This window comes from Alkalicoccus daliensis, from assembly GCF_900103955.1.
Taxonomy (GTDB): Bacteria; Bacillota; Bacilli; order Bacillales; family Salisediminibacteriaceae; genus Alkalicoccus; species Alkalicoccus daliensis.
Genome location: NZ_FNIL01000019.1, coordinates 19,747 through 39,290 on the forward strand (window position 1 = coordinate 19,747; position 19,544 = coordinate 39,290).

Sequence of the window (19,544 nt, forward strand, 5' to 3'; positions counted from 1 at the left end):
CGGCTGGCTTCCCACCTGCTTTACGAGTTCGTCTGCAGTGCGAGACGAACCTTCGATCTTCACGCTTTCTTTTTCCGCAGGCGTCTAAACCGCCTTGCCTTCTACATTCTTAAAAAAAGAAAGAGTAATTTATAAAAAGCTGTCTTCCTTCTTTTATTATCAACACTGAACATTAACAGAGCTAAAAATAAATAACTGTCTTCAGCTTGTTGACTGAAGACAGTTATTTAAAAAGCTTTATATGCATTTTTTCTTACCCTCCATCATTACACTTTCATTTGTTTGCTTCATCTGCAGAAATGATTTTACGTCCTCAGGGGAAAGCCCGATTTCTCTGGCTTCCTTCATCAATGAAGCCCAACCTTCTGCTTTAATTAAGTTCGCCATATCCTATACCCCACCCTATGTTAAGTATTTTTTCTACATAGGTAGCCCGGCTGTCTTAGAGTGATCCCCATCCCCTTAGATCCGTAGCTTTGCGTCACTGTTTTTCAACAGCTTTGCCTTTTACCTGCAGACTTATATGTTTGCACTTCCTCCTTTCCTATTCATTGCCCTTCCCAAAACCCGCTGCGTCTGATTGATTAATACCTACTATACTTAGGAAAAGTTAAAATAAGGTTAAAAAATAAAAATATTCAAATTATTTTCCGGAAAATTTATAACCGAATCCTCTCACTGTTTTTATATAACGAGGTTCTTTCGGTTTGTCTTCAATTTTTTTACGCAGATTACGAATGTGTACGGAAACAGTTTTTAAATCTCCATACATATCGAGCCCCCAAATTTGATTGTATATCTGTTCCGCACTGAACACCTGCTCCTTATGTTTCATTAAAAACAAAAGCAACTGATATTCCTTTGCATAAAGCTTAACTTCCTGCTCATTTTTATATACCTGGTACTTTTCTGTGTCTACAAGAAGATCGTTTACCCGCAGAATTTTTTCATTCCGGGAAAATCCAAACCTGCTGCGGCGTAGATTTGCATTTATTCTCGCTTCAAGTTCCGCCAGGTCGTAGGGCTTAGTTAAATAATCATCTCCTCCTGCATTCAGTCCTTCAATTTTATCTTCAGATGTACGCTTGCAGCTTGTGAAAATTATCGGTTTTTCTGTTATTTCTCTCATTTTTTTACAGACCTCATATCCTTTCATGCCTGGAAGAAGAATATCAAGCAGCACCAGCTCCGGTTCTTCTTTTGTCACAAATTCCACTGCTTCCGCCCCATTTTCCACTGCATGTACAGCAAATCCCTTTTTTTCAAGGTACAGAGAGGTTATTAATCGTATGTCATCATCATCTTCGACTATTAATATTTTTGCTTTATCCATAATACTCCATCCCCTTTTCCTCAGATTTTTTTACAGCTGGAAGCGTGAAAGAAAGCACAGTGCCGTTTCCTGGTATACTTTCTGCCCATATCGTCCCCTGATGGTGCTCAACTATTTCTTTCGTAATCGCAAGGCCCAGACCTGTTCCCTGTATTGCTTTTTTCTGTTTGTAATCAGTCACTTTATAGAACCTTTTGAAAATAGACTGGAGTTCTTCCGCTTTAATCCCTTCTCCATTATCATAAATACTGATTCTTAATTTCGTATCACCTTCAGCATCTGCAGGCAAGAGCGCTGCTTCGATTTGAATAAAAGGATCTTCTTTCACGAATTTACGCGCATTCCCGATTAAATTACTAAACACCTGAAGCAGTCTTTCTTTATCGATGCATACAAAGTAATCATCTTCATTCGTTATTCCTTTTAAAACAGGCGGCGGAAAATGAATGCCCGCCTCTTTCAGTTCCCAGGAAAAATAATGATACATTTCTTCAAGAAAAGCATGGATTTCAATTTCCTGCAGCATCATATTCATGCTGCCGGACTCCAGCTTCACCAGATCAAACAAATCAAAAATAAGTCTGTCGAGCAGATGAATTTTCTGCTGTACAATTTTTAAATACTTTTCATCGTTGGCATCAATGAAACCTTCCTTTACCGTCTGAATATAATTCTGCAGGAAAGTAACAGGAGTGCCAAGCTCGTGTGAAATATTGGAAAGCATTTCAATACGGGAAGCTTCCATTTCCGTCAGCTGCTCATTTTTATATTCGAGTTCGCTGTTTTTTGTTTCCAGCTCGCTCGTTCTGATTTCTACTTTCCTTTCGAGAATTTCATTTAAGCCCTCAAGTTCTATTCTCCTTTCTTCCAATTCGAAGACGGCCCGGGAAAGTTTAATATGTGTTTCCACCCGTATAAGCAGCTCTCTTCTGTCCACAGGCTTGACTAAATAGTCATTCGCGCCTGTCTCATAAGCTGCCAGCCTGTCTTCAATTAGTCCTCGGGCTGTCAGCATAAGTATAGGAAGCTCTGTATAAGAATATGTTTTCCGCAGTTCTCTGCAGGCGTTATATCCGGAAATCTTAGGCATCATCACATCCATAATGATCAGGTCATAGTTTCCACTGCTTACTTTCTCCAGCACTTCGCTTCCATTTGATACTGCCGTCACTTCGTATCCTGCAAGACGCAGATAATTAGTAAGCACGCGCACATTCACTTCTTCATCATCCGCAATTAAAATTCTTCCCTGAAGCATCTCCCTGCTTACGGGAGCCTCCGGTACAGGAGCTGCATTCATATGTTCCTTTTCCAGCTGCATGTTTTTTTGATGTGCCTCTTCAGCAACCGGGAAAGAAAAAGAAAAGGTGGATCCTTCTCCCAGTTGAGATTGCAGCGTAATTTCTCCTCCCTGCAGTTCAATCAGGCGTTTTGATAAATGCAGCCCTATTCCCATTCCCTCTTTATACGAATGATCAGCGTTTGTTCCCCGCTGAAACGGATCGAAAATAAGCTGCAGTTCGTTTTCTGAAATGCCTATTCCTGTATCTTTCATAAATAACGTTACTTTTTCGGCGTCGGCTTTTCCTTCAATAATTATGCTGCCTTCTTTTGTGTACCTGACAGCATTAATCAATAAATTGTAAAGAATCTGCTGTATCCGGTGTTCGTCTGCATAAATTAAAGGCAGCTTTTTCACTTTATTAATAATTTCAAGAGTTGGCTTGTTGTTCATCACACGGATCATCTGCACTACCACATTCAGCGTTTCAACAATATCCACTTTACTGATGCGAAGATGGAAATCTTTATTTTCCAGTCGTGAAAAATCTGTAATATCTCCGATTAAAAGTGCCAGACGTTCTCCGCTTTTTACAATAAGATCTAAATTATACCTGGTCAATTTCGTTTGTTTTCCTGCAGCTCCTTCTTTTAAGGATTCTGCAATGCCGATCATTCCATTCAGCGGAGTCCGTAATTCGTGTGAAGTCATTGCAAGAAATTCATTTTTTAGTTCATCAGTGCGCTGGAGTGTTTCCAGCATTTCCTGCCGTGCTCTATCTTTTTCCTGGCGGATAATATTGATCTTGTTTGTTAAAGCAAAAGAAAACAGAATCAGTTCTACAGAGGTAAATATCTGCCAGGCGTATTTCGTAAAGAAAGAATATGGAACCACTCCCAGGTCGGTGGAAATAGAAATAATCACCCCAACGACGAAAAACTGCCAGGCAAATATAAAGTAAATGGCAGGATGATAACCTTGACGGAATCGAATGACAGCTGTGGTCAACACTACAAACACGGTAAGTATACTTGCGACAATGGATATTTCCAGCGCAATACTGTAGGAAAAAATCCATATAAGCAAAATAATTATATTTGCTGCGATAGCAATCTGAAAATAGCGGAGTGCTTTGGGAATTAACTTTCGAAGCTCGAGAAAGTTACGGGCAAAAAGAAGCGCCATTATATTGGAAAGCGTCAGGAAAAAAATAATTGCCCGGTTATTCCACCAGACTGCCTCCGGCCAGATAAACTGATAGGCAAGTCCGGTAAAAGACAGAAACGTAAAAAGATTCACGACTATGAACATTACATAGTATAAATAGCTTGAATTTTTAAGGCTTAAATAGATAAAGAAATTGTATACAGCCATTACGCCAGCAAGTCCTGCAAGCAAGCCTAGAATCAAATAATCGGACTGTGTATTCTCGCTGTATACAGTCTGATTACTGAAGGTAATAGGCAGCTGCATCGCTCCTTCTGTCTCGTGTCTCATATAATAAGTATAAATGCCTTCTCTTTCTGAAAAGTCATATCTAAAAACGAAAACTCTGTTATTCAGTTCCCGTTGATTGTAGGGGAATAAGTCTCCTGCTTCTCTCGTTTCCACATCATTATCCGGACCAACCTCATAAATCACAACATTGTCCATCGTAGGATTATCTAATTTTAAGTACCACATGTCCTCTGCAGTGGAAGCATCTACCATGAATTTGGCCCAATATACTGATTCAGTATACCCGTAACTCGGGGCTGCGCCGGTTACTTCTTCAAATTCCAGCTCCTGTACTTCTTCCAGCTGGAGCTCCCCGGTCTCATCTTCCAGTACTTCCATATGCATATGAATATTGGCAATGCCTTCTTCCTCGTCCAGTTCATGCAGTATTTCTGCATGCACAGAAGGGACAAAAAACAATAATAATATTAACATCACTACCATTTTTTTCATAAAGTCCCTCCGATATCTCTGACGTGAAAACTTGCCTGCAGATATTAATATAGTATCGCGGTATTAGAAAGAAGGGCGCTTAATGCTGGAATATCCGTACAAAGGTAAAATTAAGGAGCAGGTGCAGCAATATTCCCTATGAAGTTCATGCAGCAGTGCAGCCTTTTAAGCCAATAATCATCAGTGACAGCAGTTTGATTTTGAGAAGAACGTACTCCTAAATTTAAAATAGTACTTTTAACTTATTTTTTTACCAATTACCAATGTATTAGTCACATTTTTATTGTTTCTTACCATTATAGCAACTTTTCAGAAAAATAGGTTAATTACATTCAATTTGTGTATTAATTTATGTTTTTCCAAAGTGGTTCACCGGCCTTCCTTTGATAAATCTCTATATACTAGCATTTTTAAATCTCTATTTAACTTAGCCTCGAAAAATTATGAGTATTTATTTTTATAATTTTCTACTCCTGACGCCACAAACTGCTTTTCCCAATCAGAACTTTAAAGTAATAATATAAAAAAGTAGGGGGATAAATGACTGATTTATTAATTCAGCAGGTAATACTGTCATTTTGAAATTCTTTTGGCTTCACGATTTATCGCAATTCAAAAAGAGTCACTATAATTGGAAGTACTTCATTGTTTTTTGGATGACATTTACCCACAAAAAAACTTCTGGGAATATTAATATTCCCAGAAGTAATACTTCACAGCGCAAAGCCGTAATATTTCTATATTTAATCACTTAAAATACCTGCGTTACTCTCTTAAAAGGTTTCTCCACTGAAATATGCATCGATCTCTTCTTCGAGCTCCTGCAGATCTTCTTCCTCTAAAACATCTGTTTCTTTTGCGATATCAAGAAGCTGCTGCTGCGCAGTAAACAAATAGTACAAACCTGCGTCAACTCCTTCATAGAAATCATCTACCATATACTGTTCGTGTGTACCCTCTTCGATATAATCTGTATAAAAATCCAGCATATCAATTGCCAGGCTGTGTTCAAACATCCCGTCAATGTAGTACTCTCTGATAAAATTAACTTCTGCTGTGTTCAGTTCAATGCCCATTAAATCGTACATTACTGGATCCGCCTGATTTCTATAGCTTTCTATATGCGTAGAGATGGTAATTTGATGCTCCACTGAGTCAATAATGTTTCCGAGATAAAATAAACTGTCGTATTCCGAATATGCATATAAGGTGTCAAAGAAAACTGCCAGATCTGCTTCTATTTCCTCTTCTGAGGACTGAATAGCAGGCGGTTCTTCTTCCAGATTCTCTTCATAAAATTCAAAATCCATATCTGCATCTTCATATTCATACATATAAGGGTCATATTCCATCATAAACTCTTCCATTTCCCAGTCGATCTGGTATCCGATATCATTCAGCTGCTCCTCTGTAATATCTTCTCTATCCTTTCCATAGAATACATAAGAAACTTCGGTACCATATTCATACTCACTGTGTACTTCTCCACTCATTTGTAATGTTTGTCCTTCTTCTTCAAAAGACACAGTAATATCCATCAGGCTTTCCTGAATTTTATTTCCTGATATTAAAAATGCTGCATCCACAAATAGATCTACTTCCTCAAATTCTTCCCTTGCATCTTCCACATCTTCCATAGATTCTTCAATCGGCTGCTCCGAGGATTTTTCAAATGCCTCTCTTGCCTCTTCATCCTCTTTTACTTCTTCCAATGCATAAAGTAATGAATCAATAAGAATTTTTTCATCTGTTTTTACATGAATCCAGTTATCTTCCTCTGTGACGAGTTCATCTTCTCCATGTTCTCTCATATAATCGAGCATTTTTTCTACAATAAATGAGCCGAGATAGCGGTCATCTGCATCTTCAGCAAAGATACTTTCCTCCAGATCGAGAGAATCTCTGTACTGTTTTCCAGAAAATCCTTCTTCCAACACAGGAAGAAACCTTTCGTTTAATTCTCTGGAAAAGAATTCGCCCACTTCTTCTCCCTGTGTTAATTCCTGCAGTTCTTCCTGCAGCTCAGGAATATTAGGAAGAATTTGATGAGAGACTGTATTTATCAGATCCGATCCGAATGCTGCATAGGGATCCAAATCTACAGCCATATTATTTTCACCTTCATCAAAATAAAGTGCAAAAGGAACGAGCAAAGATACATCTTCTCCATAAACCTCCCCTTCAATTCCAAAAGAAGAGCTTACTTCTATTATTTTATTTTCACTGTCCCATATCAACCCACTGGTCCCTGACATGTTTTTCAAAATATCCTGCATTATATGAAAATATGTTTCTTCCTCTCCATAAAGACCCAGCTCTTCTGAATCAATATCCATATCCAAAGACATGTTATAAGTACTTGTCACTTCCACTTGATTTTCTTTTGTTAAGCTTTCCATTGCCCGTGCTAACTTTATTTCAGGAGAAGTTAAGAATGAATAAAGCACTGCTCCTCCGATAATTAAAAGTAACCCTAACGTTGCTCCTACACCTAATTTTCTTTTGCTGTCCACTTGGCCTGCCACCCTTCTATTCAATTATTTCCATGTATAATTATTACATAAAAATTCAAAGGTGAATTTCCTGTTTTTGTATGAATAAAAGGATACATATTCCAAATATGGCGTATGGAAGAAAAAAGAGAATGATGTCGAACCTCCTACTTCCGGCATAAGTAGATAGAGAACTACCTGCTGTTTCTTTAATTCTGCGGGACATCTTCCCATCATCCATTGAGCAAACAATCTTTTAAAAGTGAAAAAGTACAAAGAATCTTTTGTTATTTACAAAAAATCTTTTTATCATGACAGGGATGTTAAAAAAAAACAGAAAGCGGCACAGTTTCCTTTTAAAATTTTCTATAGAACCATGATAAAATGAACTTCATAACCAATTCACAACCGAAGATTTTTAATATCTAATTATTTTGCGGCACAACTCCTCAGCGCAGTCCGCATAATTAAACCGATAAAAGGAGCAAGATGAAATGAGCATGCTGCCCTTATTTGTAAATCTTAAAGGTAAAAAAGTATATATTATTGGAGGAGGTACAGTTGCACTGCGGCGAATTCAACATCTGCAGAAAAGCAATGCTTCTCTTATCGTGATCAGTCCTGAGGCGGAAGATGAAATTCAAACCATGCACTCTCATCAACAATTAACATGGAAGAAGAAAGAATATGAAGGAGAAAAACTGGCAGACGCTTCCCTGATTATTTTAGCGGCCGGCAATAAACAGGTTCATGATGCAGTGTATGAGAATGTCTCCAGTACCACTTTTATAAATGATGCCATGAACGCAGCTTGGGGAAACGCAGCGGTACCCGGGACTGTACAGCGGGGAAAATTAAATATTGCAGTTCATACGAACGGAGCAAGTCCGAAACTCACAAAACAAATTACAGCGTCGCTGGAGAAAAATTTTGATCATGATTACGGTGAGTATGTAGATTTTCTCTATGAAGCGAGGCAGTGGCTGAAAAAAACAAATTTTTCTGCCGGAAAAATGCAGGCTTTGCTCGAAGAATGGCTTTCAGAGGAGTATCATGCTAAAGAAGCACAGCAGAAAGTACTCCAAATGTTAAAAAACCAAGCGCAGCAATAAGGAAAAAACATAATAAAAACTGCTCAGTTTGCGGACTTCCCCGGAACAAAAGGTGTAAGTATAAAAAAAGTTTTGCCTGCTTTACACTACTTCTGCTTCTGGAAAAATTTGCTGATTTACTCTCATTGGGGCCGCTTTACTCTTGCGTTATGGTAAATTACTGATTTTGTACAGACTTAACTCCCGCGTAAACCATTTACTCCTACACTGGAATACTTTTCTCATTTTTAAAGTGACGAATTTCCATTTATTCATTTTTCCAGCACTGGAATTCATTTTTTACCTCACGCATCTGCAGCGCGCCGACGCAAAAAAACGCTCAGATTTTATGCGGTGCTTCTTGCCTTATGCTATTACGCAAGTCTTTCTTATTCCTCGACAACAAAAAAGCAGCCGCTGATTCTCAGAGAATCAGCGGCTGCTTTTTAATTATACGGTATGAAAGTTCAAGCCGGAAGTTACTTCTTTAATATACTCAGCACGGATAACAAAATCACCAAAATGCTCTCCCGGGAGCTTGTCTTTTGCGTAATGACGAAGCATCGGTTCAAGAATTTCCAGGATTTCCGCTTCTCCGATATTTTCCCGGTAAAGCTTATTTAAACGGTCTCCGTTAAAGCTTGCACCAAGATAAAGATTGTATTTTCCCGGAGCTTTTCCGATAAAAGCAATTTCTCCAAGACCTGGTCTTGCACACCCATTTGGGCACCCTGTCATGCGGATAATTATTTCCTGCTCCCGCAGTCCTGCATTATCCAGTACATCATCAAGTTTATCAATCAGCGTTGGAAGGTACCGTTCAGATTCTGCCATCGCAAGTCCGCATGTTGGAAAAGCAACACACGCCATGGAATTCCTGCGCAGTGCTGAGTTTTCTTTTCCATCAGTCAGCCCATACTGTACCACCAGCCGCTCGATGTTTTCCTTTTCCGCCTCACTCACATTTGCCACAATCAAGTTCTGGTTCGGAGTCAGCCTGAAATCACCTTTATGGATTTTCGCAATCTCCCGAAGTCCTGACTGCAGCGGATAATTCGCATGATCAGCAACTCTTCCATTTTGTATAAATAACGTAAGATGCCACATACCTTTATTTTCCACCCAGCCGTAGCTGTCTCCATTGTTGTCAAAGGAAAATTCCCTTGCCGGCTTCATATCCCAGCCGAGCCGGTCATTTAATTCCTGCCTGATCCAGTCAAGTCCCATCCGGTCCACCGTATATTTAAAACGGGCATATTTCCGCTCAGAGCGGTCGCCGTAATCCCGCTGAATCGTCAGAATTTTCTCAGCTACCTCTTCTACTTTCTGCGTAGGGCAGAAGCCGAGTACCTTGGCAATCTGAGGGTAAGTTTTATCATCGCCGTGGGTCATCCCCATTCCACCGCCGACTGTCACGTTAAATCCGAGAAGCCGGCCATTTTTTACAATGGCGATAAAACCAATATCCTGTGTATATATATCAACATCATTTGACGGCGGAACAGCCACGCCAATCTTGAATTTTCGAGGCAGATACACCTTACCGTACATCGGCTCAGTTTCTTCTTTCGTATCTACTACTTTTTCTTCATCAAGCCAGATTTCATGATAGGCTCTGGTTTTTGGAAGCAGATGCTCACTGATTTTTTTGGAAACCTGGTACACTTTTTCGTGCACCGCTGACTGGTACGGGTTTACATTGCACATAACATTTCTGTTTACGTCTCCGCAGGCGGCAATGGTATCCATTAGAGAAGCGTTCATTTCCTGCATGCTCTTTTTCATATTCCACTTTAAAATACCATGCAGCTGAAAGGTCTGGCGGGTCGTGAGCTTCATCGTATTATTTCCGTACTTTTGTGAGAGTTCATCCATTTTCAGCCATTGTTCCGGTGTCGCAACACCTCCGGGGAGACGGACACGGACCATAAATTGATACGCTGGCTCCAGTTTTTGTTTTTTTCTTTCCAAGCGGAGGTCACGGTCATCCTGCATATAGCTGCCGTGGAACTTCAGCAGCTTTGTTTGTTCCTCCGGGATGCCTGCTGTAAGTCTGTCTTCAAAGTGCTTGACCAGTTCTCCACGCAGATTGCTGCTTTGTTCTTTTATTAATTCTGTTTCACTGGGAGGCCCAGCATCATATTTCGAGTATTTTGTCATGATGACTCTCCTTTCTAATCGCCGATTCATTGCAACCGGTAAAAATACATTGTATTTGCATCATCGGGAAGGAAGTTCCGCGCTGTGGCGCAGCCCGAATAATAATTCAGCTGCGCCAGCAGACCTGCAGTATATTTTAATAAACGTCCCGCTGGTAACGCTTTGCCTGACGCATTTCAGATAAATATGCATCTGCTTCTTCTTCCGAAACGTTTTTCTGTTCACTTACTACCCTTACCAGTGCTTGATGAACATCTTTGGCCATTCGTTTTTCATCTCCACATACATATACGTGTGCACCATCTTCGAGCCACTGAAACAATTCTTCTCCCTGCTCCAGCAGTCTGTGCTGCACATAAACCTTTTCTTCCTGATCCCGGGAAAAGGCTACTTCCATATTTGTCAGAATTCCTTTTTCCATCCATGCCTGCCATTCCGTCTGATAAAGGAAATCAGTGACAAAATGCTGGTCTCCGAAGAAAAGCCAGGAGTTGCCTGCCTGCTCGCTTTCTTCCCGCTCTTCCATAAAAGAACGGTAGGGAGCGATGCCGGTACCGGCACCAATCATAATAATCGGTGTTTTACTGTCTTCCGGCAGTTTGAAGTTCTGATTGGACTGCACAAAGACTGGCAGCGTATCTCCCGCTTCAGACCGCTCTGCACATTGTACACTGCAGACGCCGCTTCTGGCACGCCCATGGGCATCATAGCGCAGTGCTCCCACCGTAAGATGTACTTCATCCTCGTTTGCTTTTAAGCTGCTGGCGATAGAGTAGAGCCGCGGAGGAATTGGACGCAGCTGTCCGATAATTTCTCCTGCTCCGGCGGACCAAGGTGCAAAATCCTTTAAAAGATCCAGCAGATCCCGTCCTTCCAAGTACGCTTTTCTCTCTGTTTCATCTTTTATCAGTTCCTGCAGCTTTTCAGAAAAAGGTGCCAGCTTATCAAGGAGCGGCTTTGTGAGCGTAGTAATATCGTAAGTGGAAGTTAATGCTTCTCTTACAGGGAGAGCAGTGCCCTCTTTTCCTGTTTCCACCGGCTCTTCGGGATCCCAGTTCATTTCCTGAAGAAGATTTTCTACGAGAACAGGATCATTTTGTGGAATAATGCCAAGGCTGTCGCCTGGCTCATAAGTAAGGTTGGAACCTTCAAGGTCCAGTTCTAAATGTCTTGTTTCTTTATTCGATCCTCTTCCGTTCAAGTTAATATTCTCCAGAATTTCTGCATGGAATGGATTCTTTTTTGAGTGTTTCGGCGTTGCTTTATCAGCAGAAGGAGCAGTTTCCCTCGGAGTTTCCGCAGGGGCTGTGAGAGAAGCTTCCAAATTGGAACGGACTCCTTCAAACCAGGATTCTGCATCGTCTTCATAATCTAAATCGCAGTCTACTCTTGGGTAGAAACGTTCTGCTCCCAATTCTTCCAGGCGCTTATCAAAATCTTTGCCTGTCTGGCAGAAAAATTCATAAGAGCTGTCTCCTAAAGAAAGCACAGAAAATCGGACGCCGGTAAGCTTCGGCGCACGCTTGGACTGAAGAAAATCATAGAACGGAATCGCGTTATCCGGTGGCTCTCCATCTCCGTGTGTGCTTGTAATAATCAGAAGATCTTCTTCCTCTTTTATCTGCTTTGGCTTGTAGGAATCCATGTTGCTGAGCTTCACCTTAAAAGCAGGGGCAAGCTTTTCTGCAAATTCCTCCCCAAGCGCCTGGCCATTGCCTGTCTGTGAGCCTACGAGTATCGTGATGGCACGTGTTTCTGCCGGGGAAGCAGAAGCTTCCGGCGTTTCTGCACTTTCTGATAATACAGCAGGAGCGGTCGAAGCAGCACTCGCAGCAACAAAGCCACTCAGCCACTGCTTCTGCCCTTCTGTCATCGTAGGTAATAGCTGATTTAATAATTCAGTCTGTTTTTCGTTGAAAGGACTGTTACTTGTCTGCAAATGCACCTTCTTCACCTCTTACAATTATTTGCACAGTTAAATCCACCATGCTTTACTTTCTTCTACACCATAAGATTCGGAAACTCCATGATCTGACTGCACTGCCTGCACAGCCCGATCTGCTAATGCAGCAACAACGGAGGGATGGGAGCCTAAATAGCCGCAGAGCTCTATTGTTAAGCCCTGTTCTCTTAAATTTTGCACTTTCTTTTCCATCTCCTGCATTAAAAGACCGGTAAACCAAAGATATGGAATTACAAAAGTTATGGAATGTTTTTTTTGTTTCACTGCTTCCAGACCTTCATCAAAGCTTGGCTTGCTGGCAGCAAGATAGCAGGTATCAACACTTTTTACTCCAAGCTTTTTCTTCAGCCGTTTTGCGATCAGCTTTGTCGCCTGTTTTGTTTCCGGAGAACGGCTTCCCCGTCCAACCAGCAGCAGGTGCGCATCTCTGGGTACGTCCCTTCCGGTTTCGTGTATCCGGTCAATCAGCACTTCTACGAGCCGCTCCTGCACCCCAAGAGGCCTTCCATAGGTAACTTTAATATCCGGATAGTTCTTTTTTACCTTAGCAAGCTCTTCCGGAATATCCTCATAATAATGACCTGCGCTCATCAGCAGGACCGGTACGACTGCAATTTTAGTAGCACCCTGTTCTGCAAGTTTTGTAAATCCTTCTGCAATATCAGGAGCAGCGAGTTCAAGAAAAGCAGTTTCCTGCAGCGGTACGTCGACACGCTTCTGCACTGATTCCATAAACTCCATTGCTTCTACTTTTGTTTTTTCCACTCTGCTGCCATGACTGACATAAAGAACGGCCTGCATAGCATTTCCTCCTATCCGACTACAGCTTTTACCGGCATGTGCTCAAACCATTGCAGCTCCTGCCTCAGCTTTACAACTTCCCCTATCACAATCATTGCCGGCTGCTCAATACATGCCGCCCCTTCAGAAATATCTTTCAGGGTGCCGGTAATCGTTTTCTGATGGCTGGTTGTTCCCCACTGAATTAAAGCCGCAGGTGTATGTTGATCTTTTCCATGCCTTATTAAAGTTTCGCAGATACGGGATAGTTTTGCCACCCCCATATAAATGCAGAGGGTTTCGGCAGACTGTGTTAAATGATGCCAGTACGCTTCATCCTTTAAATCCCGGACGCCGGTAATAAAAGTAACAGAAGAGCTGTAGTCGCGGTGTGTAACAGGAATTCCTGCATAAGCCGGCGCAGCAACTCCCGAAGTTATACCAGGCACGATTTCAAAGGGGATAGACCGGCTGGAAAGTGCCTGTGCTTCTTCTCCGCCTCTGCCGAACACAAAAGGATCTCCTCCTTTTAACCGGGTGACAGCTTTCCCGGCTCTGGCCAGGCTGCAAAGCAAGTTGTTTATTTCTTCCTGCTGCATCACATGATTGCCAGGCTGTTTTCCGCAGTAAATCAATTCAGCTCCTGTTTTGGCCTCTGTTAATAATTCCTGGTTGATCAGGCGGTCATAAAGAATAACATCAGCATGCTGTACTGCTTTCAGGCCTCTTACTGTAATCAGGTCAATATCTCCGGGACCAGCTCCCACAATTTTCACCGGCTGCATGTCTTCAACTCCTTTTACTTCTTTGCTGAACCAGGAAGATGAAGTCCACATTCTGTTTTCATCGTTCCCTGCCAGCGTCCACCTCTGCTGTCTCCAGTTTCTACTGCAGTAGTACACGGCGCACAGCCAATACTTGGGTATCCCCGATCATGAAGCTCGTTATAGTCCAGATGATGTTCCTGGATATAATTCCATACATCATCCCAGGTCCAGTAGATTAACGGGCAGACTTTGACAGAGTGAAAACGCTCATCTTTATTCACAAAATTTGTGTTTTTCCGGCTTTCCGACTGCTCTCTGCGCAGCCCGGATATCCAGGCGGGCACTCCCGTTAAAGCTTCTTCCAAAGGAAGTATTTTTCTGATATAGCAGCATTGATTCGGATCTGTCTTCCACAGTTCTTCTCCGTATTGGGAAGCCTGTGCTGCGATTGTTAATTCCGGCTGCTTCATTTCAATCTTTAAAGATGGGTACCGCTTTTTCACTTTTTCAATAAGCTCATACGTTTCTTTGAAATGAACTCCTGTATCAAGGAAGACGATATGCGCGTCTTCTTTTATTTTGGCAATCATATCAATTAATACAATTCCCTCTGCACCAAAGCTGCAGGCATAGACCAGGTCTGATCCGTAGGCATCGTAAGCCCATTGTAAAATTGTATCGGCACCTTTATTTTTATCATCGGGAGTCCAATCTGAAAAAGGGTCTCCTGAAAAATTCTCATATGTCACTTTTTCAGCTGCCATATTAATTGCCTCCTTCTGCTGCACCTTCCTGCGGAATATAACCGCTCTTCTCCAGGTACTGCAGTATTTGCTTTACGGATTCTTCCAATCCGGCACTCGTGGTGTCAACAGTCAACTCTGGATTTTCAGGTTCTTCATAAGGATCATCAATACCGGTAAATCCTTTAATCTCTCCAGCGCGTGCTTTTGCATATAATCCTTTTGGATCGCGTTTTTCACACGTTTCTAAACTGCATTTTACATAAACTTCAATAAATTCATCCGGCGCAAGTATTTCTCTTACCTGCTGTCTGTCCGCCTGATAAGGAGAAATAAAGGCAGTTAGGGTAACAAGCCCTGCATCTACCATCAGCTTGCTTACTTCACCGATGCGGCGGATGTTTTCCGTACGGTCCTCCGCTGAAAATCCCAGGTTATTATTCAGGCCGTGCCGGACGTTATCTCCATCCAGACGGTACGTGCGCAGCCCTTTTTCAAACAATTCCTTTTCCACTGCCACTGAGAGCGTGGACTTTCCTGAACCGGATAAACCAGTAAACCACAGTACTGCACTTTTATGCTGATTTAATTTCTGGCGGGCTTCCTTTGTTACATGTGATTCGTGCCAGACGATATTTGATGAAGAACTCATCTTTCTCCTCCTTTAATTTCTGCTGCTTCCGCGGCTGTATTTTAGAGCCAAACGAAAGATACAATTCCTACAGTGACAACTAAATATAAAACATTCAGCGGCATGCCTACTTTTATATAATCTGTAAACCGGTATCCGCCGGGACGGTAAATAATTAAGTTTGTCTGATAGCCGATCGGCGTGGCAAAGCTTGCGGAAGCCGCGATTGCGATAGCTACAAAAAATCCGGTCGGGTCTGCCCCAAGCTGCTGTGCAGTGGCAAAAGCTACAGGAAACATCAGAACTGCAGCGGCATTATTGGTAATCACTTCAGTAAAAATAGATGTGAGTAGAAAGATAACGATAAGCGCTCCTACTACTCCCCATCCACTGGACAAGCTCACGAGATGCTCCGCCAGATATGATGCTGTGCCCGACTGCTCCATCGCCGTACCAATTCCAATGGCTGCTGCAATTAAGAGAAGTACTTCAAACTGCACAGATCGAACCATTTTTGTAAGTGTCACAACACGCGTCAGGATTAACACCGCAGAGGCAGCAAGTGCCGCTTCAAACATCGAGAGCACTTCAAATGCTGCCATTAAGACCATGGAAACAAGAACAATGATAGAAAAATATGATTCAAACCCTGCTTTTTTCGCTGTGTTTGCAGCTTTTGGCTCGTTCGCCGGCGCTGCATAAGACAGCTCCGCCTGTCTGTTTGGAAGAAGTTTGTAGCCAAAAGTCGACATATATATGATTCCGATCAGACATGCAGGAAGACCCACAATTGCAAGCTGAAACATAGAAAAACCTTCGAGGCCCCGGTCCAGCATAAATCCGTGCACGATTAAATTCGTGGAAGTTCCGATTAAAGTTAACGTACCTCCAAAGATTGCAGCAAACGAAAGCGGCATAAGAAATTTGGAGGGAGCGATACCTTTCCGCTCGCACCACCTTCTTATAATCGGCGCGAATATCACTACAATCGGGGTATTATTTAAAAACGCTGACAAGCTGGCAATGGGAAACATCATCTGCATGACGGATCTTCTTGGACCCTTTCCCGTACCCAGCCCTTTTAATACCATGGAATGGAGCAGCTGATTTTGCTGTACAGCACCTGCGACGATAAAAAGCAGCCCCACGGTCCACATTCCTTCATTCATAAAACCGTTAAGCGCTCCTGCCGGTTCCACTACCCCTAAAAATAATAGAATCAGAAGTGTGACGCTCAAAATAATATCCGGCCTTGCTATCTCTTTGATTAAACAGAGCAGCATAAGGAGGACTATTGTAAGAACGATTCCTATTTCGATCGTCATGGCGCCCACCCTCCTGTTACGATCTGTTTATGTTGTTGTTGTCTGCTTAAGACCTTTAATAAGGACATCTGCCACTTCCGGCCGCGAAAATTGCTTTGGCGGTTTTTCTCCATTGCGCAGCATTTCCCGCACCTTCGTTCCGCTGAGATGAACATGATATTGTTTATCATGCGGACACGTTTTTGCAGAAGCCATATTTTCGCAGGCTTCACAGAAGAATGCATGCTCGAACTTGAAAATTTGAATTCCGAGTTCTGCTTCAAACTGTGTAATAAAATCCTGTGCTTCGTAAGTTCCGTAATAATCGCCGACACCAGCATGATCCCGGCCGACGATGAAGTGGGTACACCCGTAATTTTTTCTGACAATTGCATGAAGGATCGCTTCTTTCGGTCCGGCATATCGCATCGCAGCAGGATAAATTACCAGTCTTGTACGGTCTTTCGGATAATATTTATCCAGTATTACTTCATAGCTTTCCATGCGGATTGCTGCAGATACATCATCTGATTTTGTCTCGCCGACTAATGGATTTAACAGGAGGCCGTCTACCGCTTCCAATGCACATTTTTGAATATATTCATGGGCACGGTGGACGGGATTTCTTGTTTGAAACCCAACGATTGTTTTCCAGCCAAGCTCTTCAAAAAGCGCCCGTGTTTCTTTCGGATCCAGATGATAAGCATCAAACTCACTGTGATCCGGCCTGTTGAGGAGCTCAATTTTTCCGCCAAGGTAAAATTCCCCTCTGGCATATAATTTCGCCACTCCAGGATGTGCTTCTTCTTTCGTGCCATAGATTCTTTCCGCTTCTTTTTCTTTATCATACGTATAAATTTCTTCTACCTGCAGTGTTCCATAAATTACTCCGTCTTCTCCTTTAAGAGACACTTTGGAACCTAACGCAGTATGCTGAATTTCTTCTTTTGTGGCAGAAAGTGTAATCGGCACACTCCAGACTGTGCCGTCAGCCAGCCTTGAAGCTGCAATGACAGCCTCATAGTCTTCCTGTTTCATAAAACCTTCCAGCGGACTAAATCCACCGATGCCGATCAGTTCCAAATCAGAAACTGTCCAGGCAGAGATCGTTAAATAAGGTAATTCTGCAGCTTCCTTTAAAGCGGCTTCTCTATCTGCTCCTGTTTTTTCAAGTTGAACCAGCTTTCCACCATGCGGGGTAATCGCCATGTAAATCCCTCCAGTAATTAAATTCTCGTTAAAATATCCCTATACTTATAATTCATCCCTTTTTACTATGAATTAAAATAAAAAAAGAAGCAGCAAATTTATGCTGATTTTGTAATTATAAAGTGAGTAAATTCTATTGTTCCTAAGATTATATCATTTTTATTAAGAATGCAATCGTAAATCTGAAAAAATTCACATTTTCAACTTATTTTCCTGCTGTGCAATGATTGAAAAAGCACTGTGACATGTTGATAGAGGACACCCCTCGTACTTTGTGCCTAAATTATCCTAATATTGTTTATTTTAATAAGTACGGGGTACAGACAAGTGGACGAAGGAGCCTTTAATTGTAAATTAAACACATAATCAATAATGTTTTCAATCTTATTATCATCAGACTTTAGATGATTAATAAAGGCTGCCTTCGTAAAAATTTGTCAGGAGGAATGTTAGTATGGTAAAAGATCTTTATCCTTCCCGTGTCAGTAATGAAGTAAAGATGCTGGAGCGCCAGGACCCCGTGATTCACAGCGAAGATGCTGAAAGTAAAGGTCCACTCACAAAAGAACAGCTGGACTTTTATGAAGAGAACGGTTACCTGCTGCTGGAAAGATTTTTCGAAAATGAAATTCTTGAGATCCTGAAAGAAGAATTGGAAAAGACGATGGAAGCTAACAAGGATCGTGAAGGACCGGATGTAATCAAAGAGCCGAGCAGTAACGAAGTCCGCTCTATTTTTGAAATCCATAAGGACGGCGACTTCTTTGAACGTCTTTCTACAAACGAACGTCTTGTCTCCATTATGGAACAGATCCTGGGCAGTGAAGTTTATATTAACCAGTCCCGCATTAACTTCAAACCAGGATTTAAAGGAAAAGAGTTCTACTGGCACTCTGATTTTGAAACTTGGCACGTAGAAGATGGAATGCCTAGAATGCGTGCTCTAAGCTGCTCTATCGTGCTTACAGATAACTACGAATATAATGGTCCGCTGATGCTTGTGCCAGGTTCTCACAAGTATTATGTATCCACTGCTGGTGAAACACCTGACAATAACTTTGAATCTTCCCTGCAGAAGCAGGAAGTCGGTGTTCCTGATGAGGAGAGCATGAGATGGCTCGTAGATAAAGCAGATGGCAGAATTGACAGAGCAACTGGCCCGGCAGGTTCTGTACTCTTGTTTGACTGCAACACAATGCATGGTTCTGCAGGTAATATTTCTCCTTACCCGCGCAGTAACGTGTTCTTTGTGTATAACTCCATCAAAAACCAGCTGGAGCAGCCATTCAGCGGTAAGGATCCACGCCCTGAATTCCTTGCCAACAGAGAAAATATTCAGCCGATCAAAGCAACGTCCGAGCTGAAATCCACAGTGAAATAATGGACATTAAAGAGCTCCCGGCAAATAAATGCCGGGAGCTTTTCAGAGTGTTTATAAAGTAAGAAATTTTGTGTATTTATGATTTGCTAAGTATAAGGTTCTCCTCCGCTTTCCGGCGGAAGCTTGGGTAGTGACCCCTAAAAGTTAGAGTTTTCTTATGAAGCTGATTGGATGGTTTGATTCCGATATTGGATGGGGCTCAATCCGTCCAATTTTGCTTTTACACGTTCATGATTATAGTACTCCATGTAGCTCTCCAGTTTTCGTTTCAGTTCTTCATACGAAACCAGGTCTTCTCCGTGATACATCTCCTGTTTGAGAATCCCGAAAAAATTCTCCATCATGGCATTATCTGCGCAGGTTGCTTTTCTGGACATACTTTGAAAGATTCGATGTTTCTTTAAGGTTTTTACCCACTTTTTGTGTTGGTAGTGCCAGCCTTGATCCGAGTGGATCGT

Annotated in this window: 15 protein-coding genes and 1 riboswitch; of the genes, 2 read left to right on the plus strand and 13 right to left on the minus strand. The window is 41.9% G+C overall.

Features of this window, described 5'->3' with window-relative positions; translation table 11 throughout:
• Window positions 1–237: 237 nt before the first annotated feature.
• The 4 genes from BLP92_RS17190 to BLP92_RS17205 all read right to left on the minus strand — a co-directional run bounded on the left by BLP92_RS17190 (window position 238) and on the right by BLP92_RS17205 (window position 7,078).
• Window positions 238–387 carry an anti-repressor SinI family protein gene (locus BLP92_RS17190; RefSeq protein ID WP_090844484.1) on the minus strand — a complete coding sequence of 50 codons (150 nt, stop codon included), beginning with the start codon at window positions 385–387 and terminating at the stop codon, window positions 238–240.
• A gap of 37 nt (window positions 388–424) precedes the next feature.
• Window positions 425–515: riboswitch (cyclic di-GMP riboswitch) on the minus strand.
• Window positions 516–643: 128 nt separating this feature from the next.
• Entirely contained in the window at window positions 644–1,333 is a 690-nt protein-coding gene (locus BLP92_RS17195; RefSeq protein ID WP_090844486.1) for a response regulator transcription factor, read from the minus strand.
• Window positions 1,326–4,565: an ATP-binding protein gene (locus BLP92_RS17200; RefSeq protein WP_090844489.1), complete on the minus strand. Its 3,240-nt coding sequence runs from the start codon at window positions 4,563–4,565 to the stop codon at window positions 1,326–1,328. The genes BLP92_RS17195 and BLP92_RS17200 overlap by 8 nt, the downstream gene beginning before the upstream one ends.
• A 773-nt stretch (window positions 4,566–5,338) precedes the next feature.
• A complete protein-coding gene (locus BLP92_RS17205; protein ID WP_090844492.1) occupies window positions 5,339–7,078 on the minus strand; it encodes a hypothetical protein in 1,740 nt (579 codons plus the stop codon).
• 473 nt (window positions 7,079–7,551) lie between these two features.
• Between BLP92_RS17205 and BLP92_RS17210 the strand changes: the two genes are divergently transcribed.
• Entirely contained in the window at window positions 7,552–8,169 is a 618-nt protein-coding gene (locus tag BLP92_RS17210; RefSeq protein ID WP_090844495.1) for an NAD(P)-binding protein, read from the plus strand.
• 429 nt (window positions 8,170–8,598) lie between these two features.
• Here the strand turns inward: BLP92_RS17210 and cysI are convergent, their stop codons facing one another.
• The 8 genes from cysI to sat all read right to left on the minus strand — a co-directional run bounded on the left by cysI (window position 8,599) and on the right by sat (window position 17,705).
• Window positions 8,599–10,308 carry an assimilatory sulfite reductase (NADPH) hemoprotein subunit gene (cysI, locus tag BLP92_RS17215; RefSeq protein ID WP_090844498.1) on the minus strand — a complete coding sequence of 570 codons (1,710 nt, stop codon included), beginning with the start codon at window positions 10,306–10,308 and terminating at the stop codon, window positions 8,599–8,601.
• A gap of 136 nt (window positions 10,309–10,444) precedes the next feature.
• Complete coding sequence (locus BLP92_RS17220) at window positions 10,445–12,253, minus strand: assimilatory sulfite reductase (NADPH) flavoprotein subunit (protein WP_090844501.1); 1,809 nt, start codon at window positions 12,251–12,253, stop codon at window positions 10,445–10,447.
• Window positions 12,254–12,283: 30 nt separating this feature from the next.
• Window positions 12,284–13,072, minus strand: a complete 789-nt coding sequence (locus tag BLP92_RS17225; RefSeq protein ID WP_090844504.1) for a sirohydrochlorin chelatase — start codon at window positions 13,070–13,072, stop codon at window positions 12,284–12,286.
• A gap of 11 nt (window positions 13,073–13,083) precedes the next feature.
• Complete coding sequence (cobA, locus tag BLP92_RS17230) at window positions 13,084–13,836, minus strand: uroporphyrinogen-III C-methyltransferase (protein ID WP_090844521.1); 753 nt, start codon at window positions 13,834–13,836, stop codon at window positions 13,084–13,086.
• Window positions 13,837–13,850: 14 nt separating this feature from the next.
• On the minus strand, window positions 13,851–14,582 hold the full coding sequence (locus BLP92_RS17235; protein ID WP_090844506.1) for a phosphoadenylyl-sulfate reductase: 732 nt from the start codon (window positions 14,580–14,582) through the stop codon (window positions 13,851–13,853).
• Between the two features lies 1 nt (window position 14,583).
• Complete coding sequence (gene cysC / locus BLP92_RS17240) at window positions 14,584–15,213, minus strand: adenylyl-sulfate kinase (protein WP_090844509.1); 630 nt, start codon at window positions 15,211–15,213, stop codon at window positions 14,584–14,586.
• A 41-nt stretch (window positions 15,214–15,254) separates the two neighbouring features.
• Window positions 15,255–16,517, minus strand: coding sequence for an SLC13 family permease (locus tag BLP92_RS17245; RefSeq protein WP_090844512.1), 1,263 nt, complete (start codon window positions 16,515–16,517; stop codon window positions 15,255–15,257).
• Between the two features lie 27 nt (window positions 16,518–16,544).
• Window positions 16,545–17,705: a sulfate adenylyltransferase gene (gene sat, locus BLP92_RS17250; RefSeq protein ID WP_090844515.1), complete on the minus strand. Its 1,161-nt coding sequence runs from the start codon at window positions 17,703–17,705 to the stop codon at window positions 16,545–16,547.
• 454 nt (window positions 17,706–18,159) lie between these two features.
• Here sat and thpD point away from each other — a divergent pair, with 454 nt between their 5' ends.
• Window positions 18,160–19,086 (plus strand): ectoine hydroxylase, encoded by a 927-nt coding sequence (gene thpD / locus BLP92_RS17255; protein WP_090844518.1) that lies wholly within the window; start codon window positions 18,160–18,162, stop codon window positions 19,084–19,086.
• 155 nt (window positions 19,087–19,241) lie between these two features.
• Here thpD and BLP92_RS17260 read toward each other — a convergent pair.
• A partial coding sequence (locus BLP92_RS17260; protein WP_139148973.1) for an IS3 family transposase occupies window positions 19,242–19,544 on the minus strand: 303 nt, incomplete at its 5' end.

Bases quoted from the DNA above. Each gene is read 5' to 3' on its own strand.
- BLP92_RS17195 (WP_090844486.1), bottom strand. From the start codon at position 1,333: ATGGATAAAGCAAAAATATTAATAGTCGAAGATGATGATGACATACGA.
- BLP92_RS17210 (WP_090844495.1), top strand. From the start codon at position 7,552: ATGAGCATGCTGCCCTTATTTGTAAATCTTAAAGGTAAAAAAGTATAT.
- cobA (WP_090844521.1), bottom strand. From the start codon at position 13,836: ATGCAGCCGGTGAAAATTGTGGGAGCTGGTCCCGGAGATATTGACCTG.
- BLP92_RS17190 (WP_090844484.1), bottom strand. From the start codon at position 387: ATGGCGAACTTAATTAAAGCAGAAGGTTGGGCTTCATTGATGAAGGAA.
- sat (WP_090844515.1), bottom strand. From the start codon at position 17,705: ATGGCGATTACCCCGCATGGTGGAAAGCTGGTTCAACTTGAAAAAACA.
- BLP92_RS17235 (WP_090844506.1), bottom strand. From the start codon at position 14,582: ATGGCAGCTGAAAAAGTGACATATGAGAATTTTTCAGGAGACCCTTTT.
- cysI (WP_090844498.1), bottom strand. From the start codon at position 10,308: ATGACAAAATACTCGAAATATGATGCTGGGCCTCCCAGTGAAACAGAA.
- thpD (WP_090844518.1), top strand. From the start codon at position 18,160: ATGGTAAAAGATCTTTATCCTTCCCGTGTCAGTAATGAAGTAAAGATG.
- cysC (WP_090844509.1), bottom strand. From the start codon at position 15,213: ATGAGTTCTTCATCAAATATCGTCTGGCACGAATCACATGTAACAAAG.
- BLP92_RS17245 (WP_090844512.1), bottom strand. From the start codon at position 16,517: ATGACGATCGAAATAGGAATCGTTCTTACAATAGTCCTCCTTATGCTG.
- BLP92_RS17200 (WP_090844489.1), bottom strand. From the start codon at position 4,565: ATGAAAAAAATGGTAGTGATGTTAATATTATTATTGTTTTTTGTCCCT.
- BLP92_RS17225 (WP_090844504.1), bottom strand. From the start codon at position 13,072: ATGCAGGCCGTTCTTTATGTCAGTCATGGCAGCAGAGTGGAAAAAACA.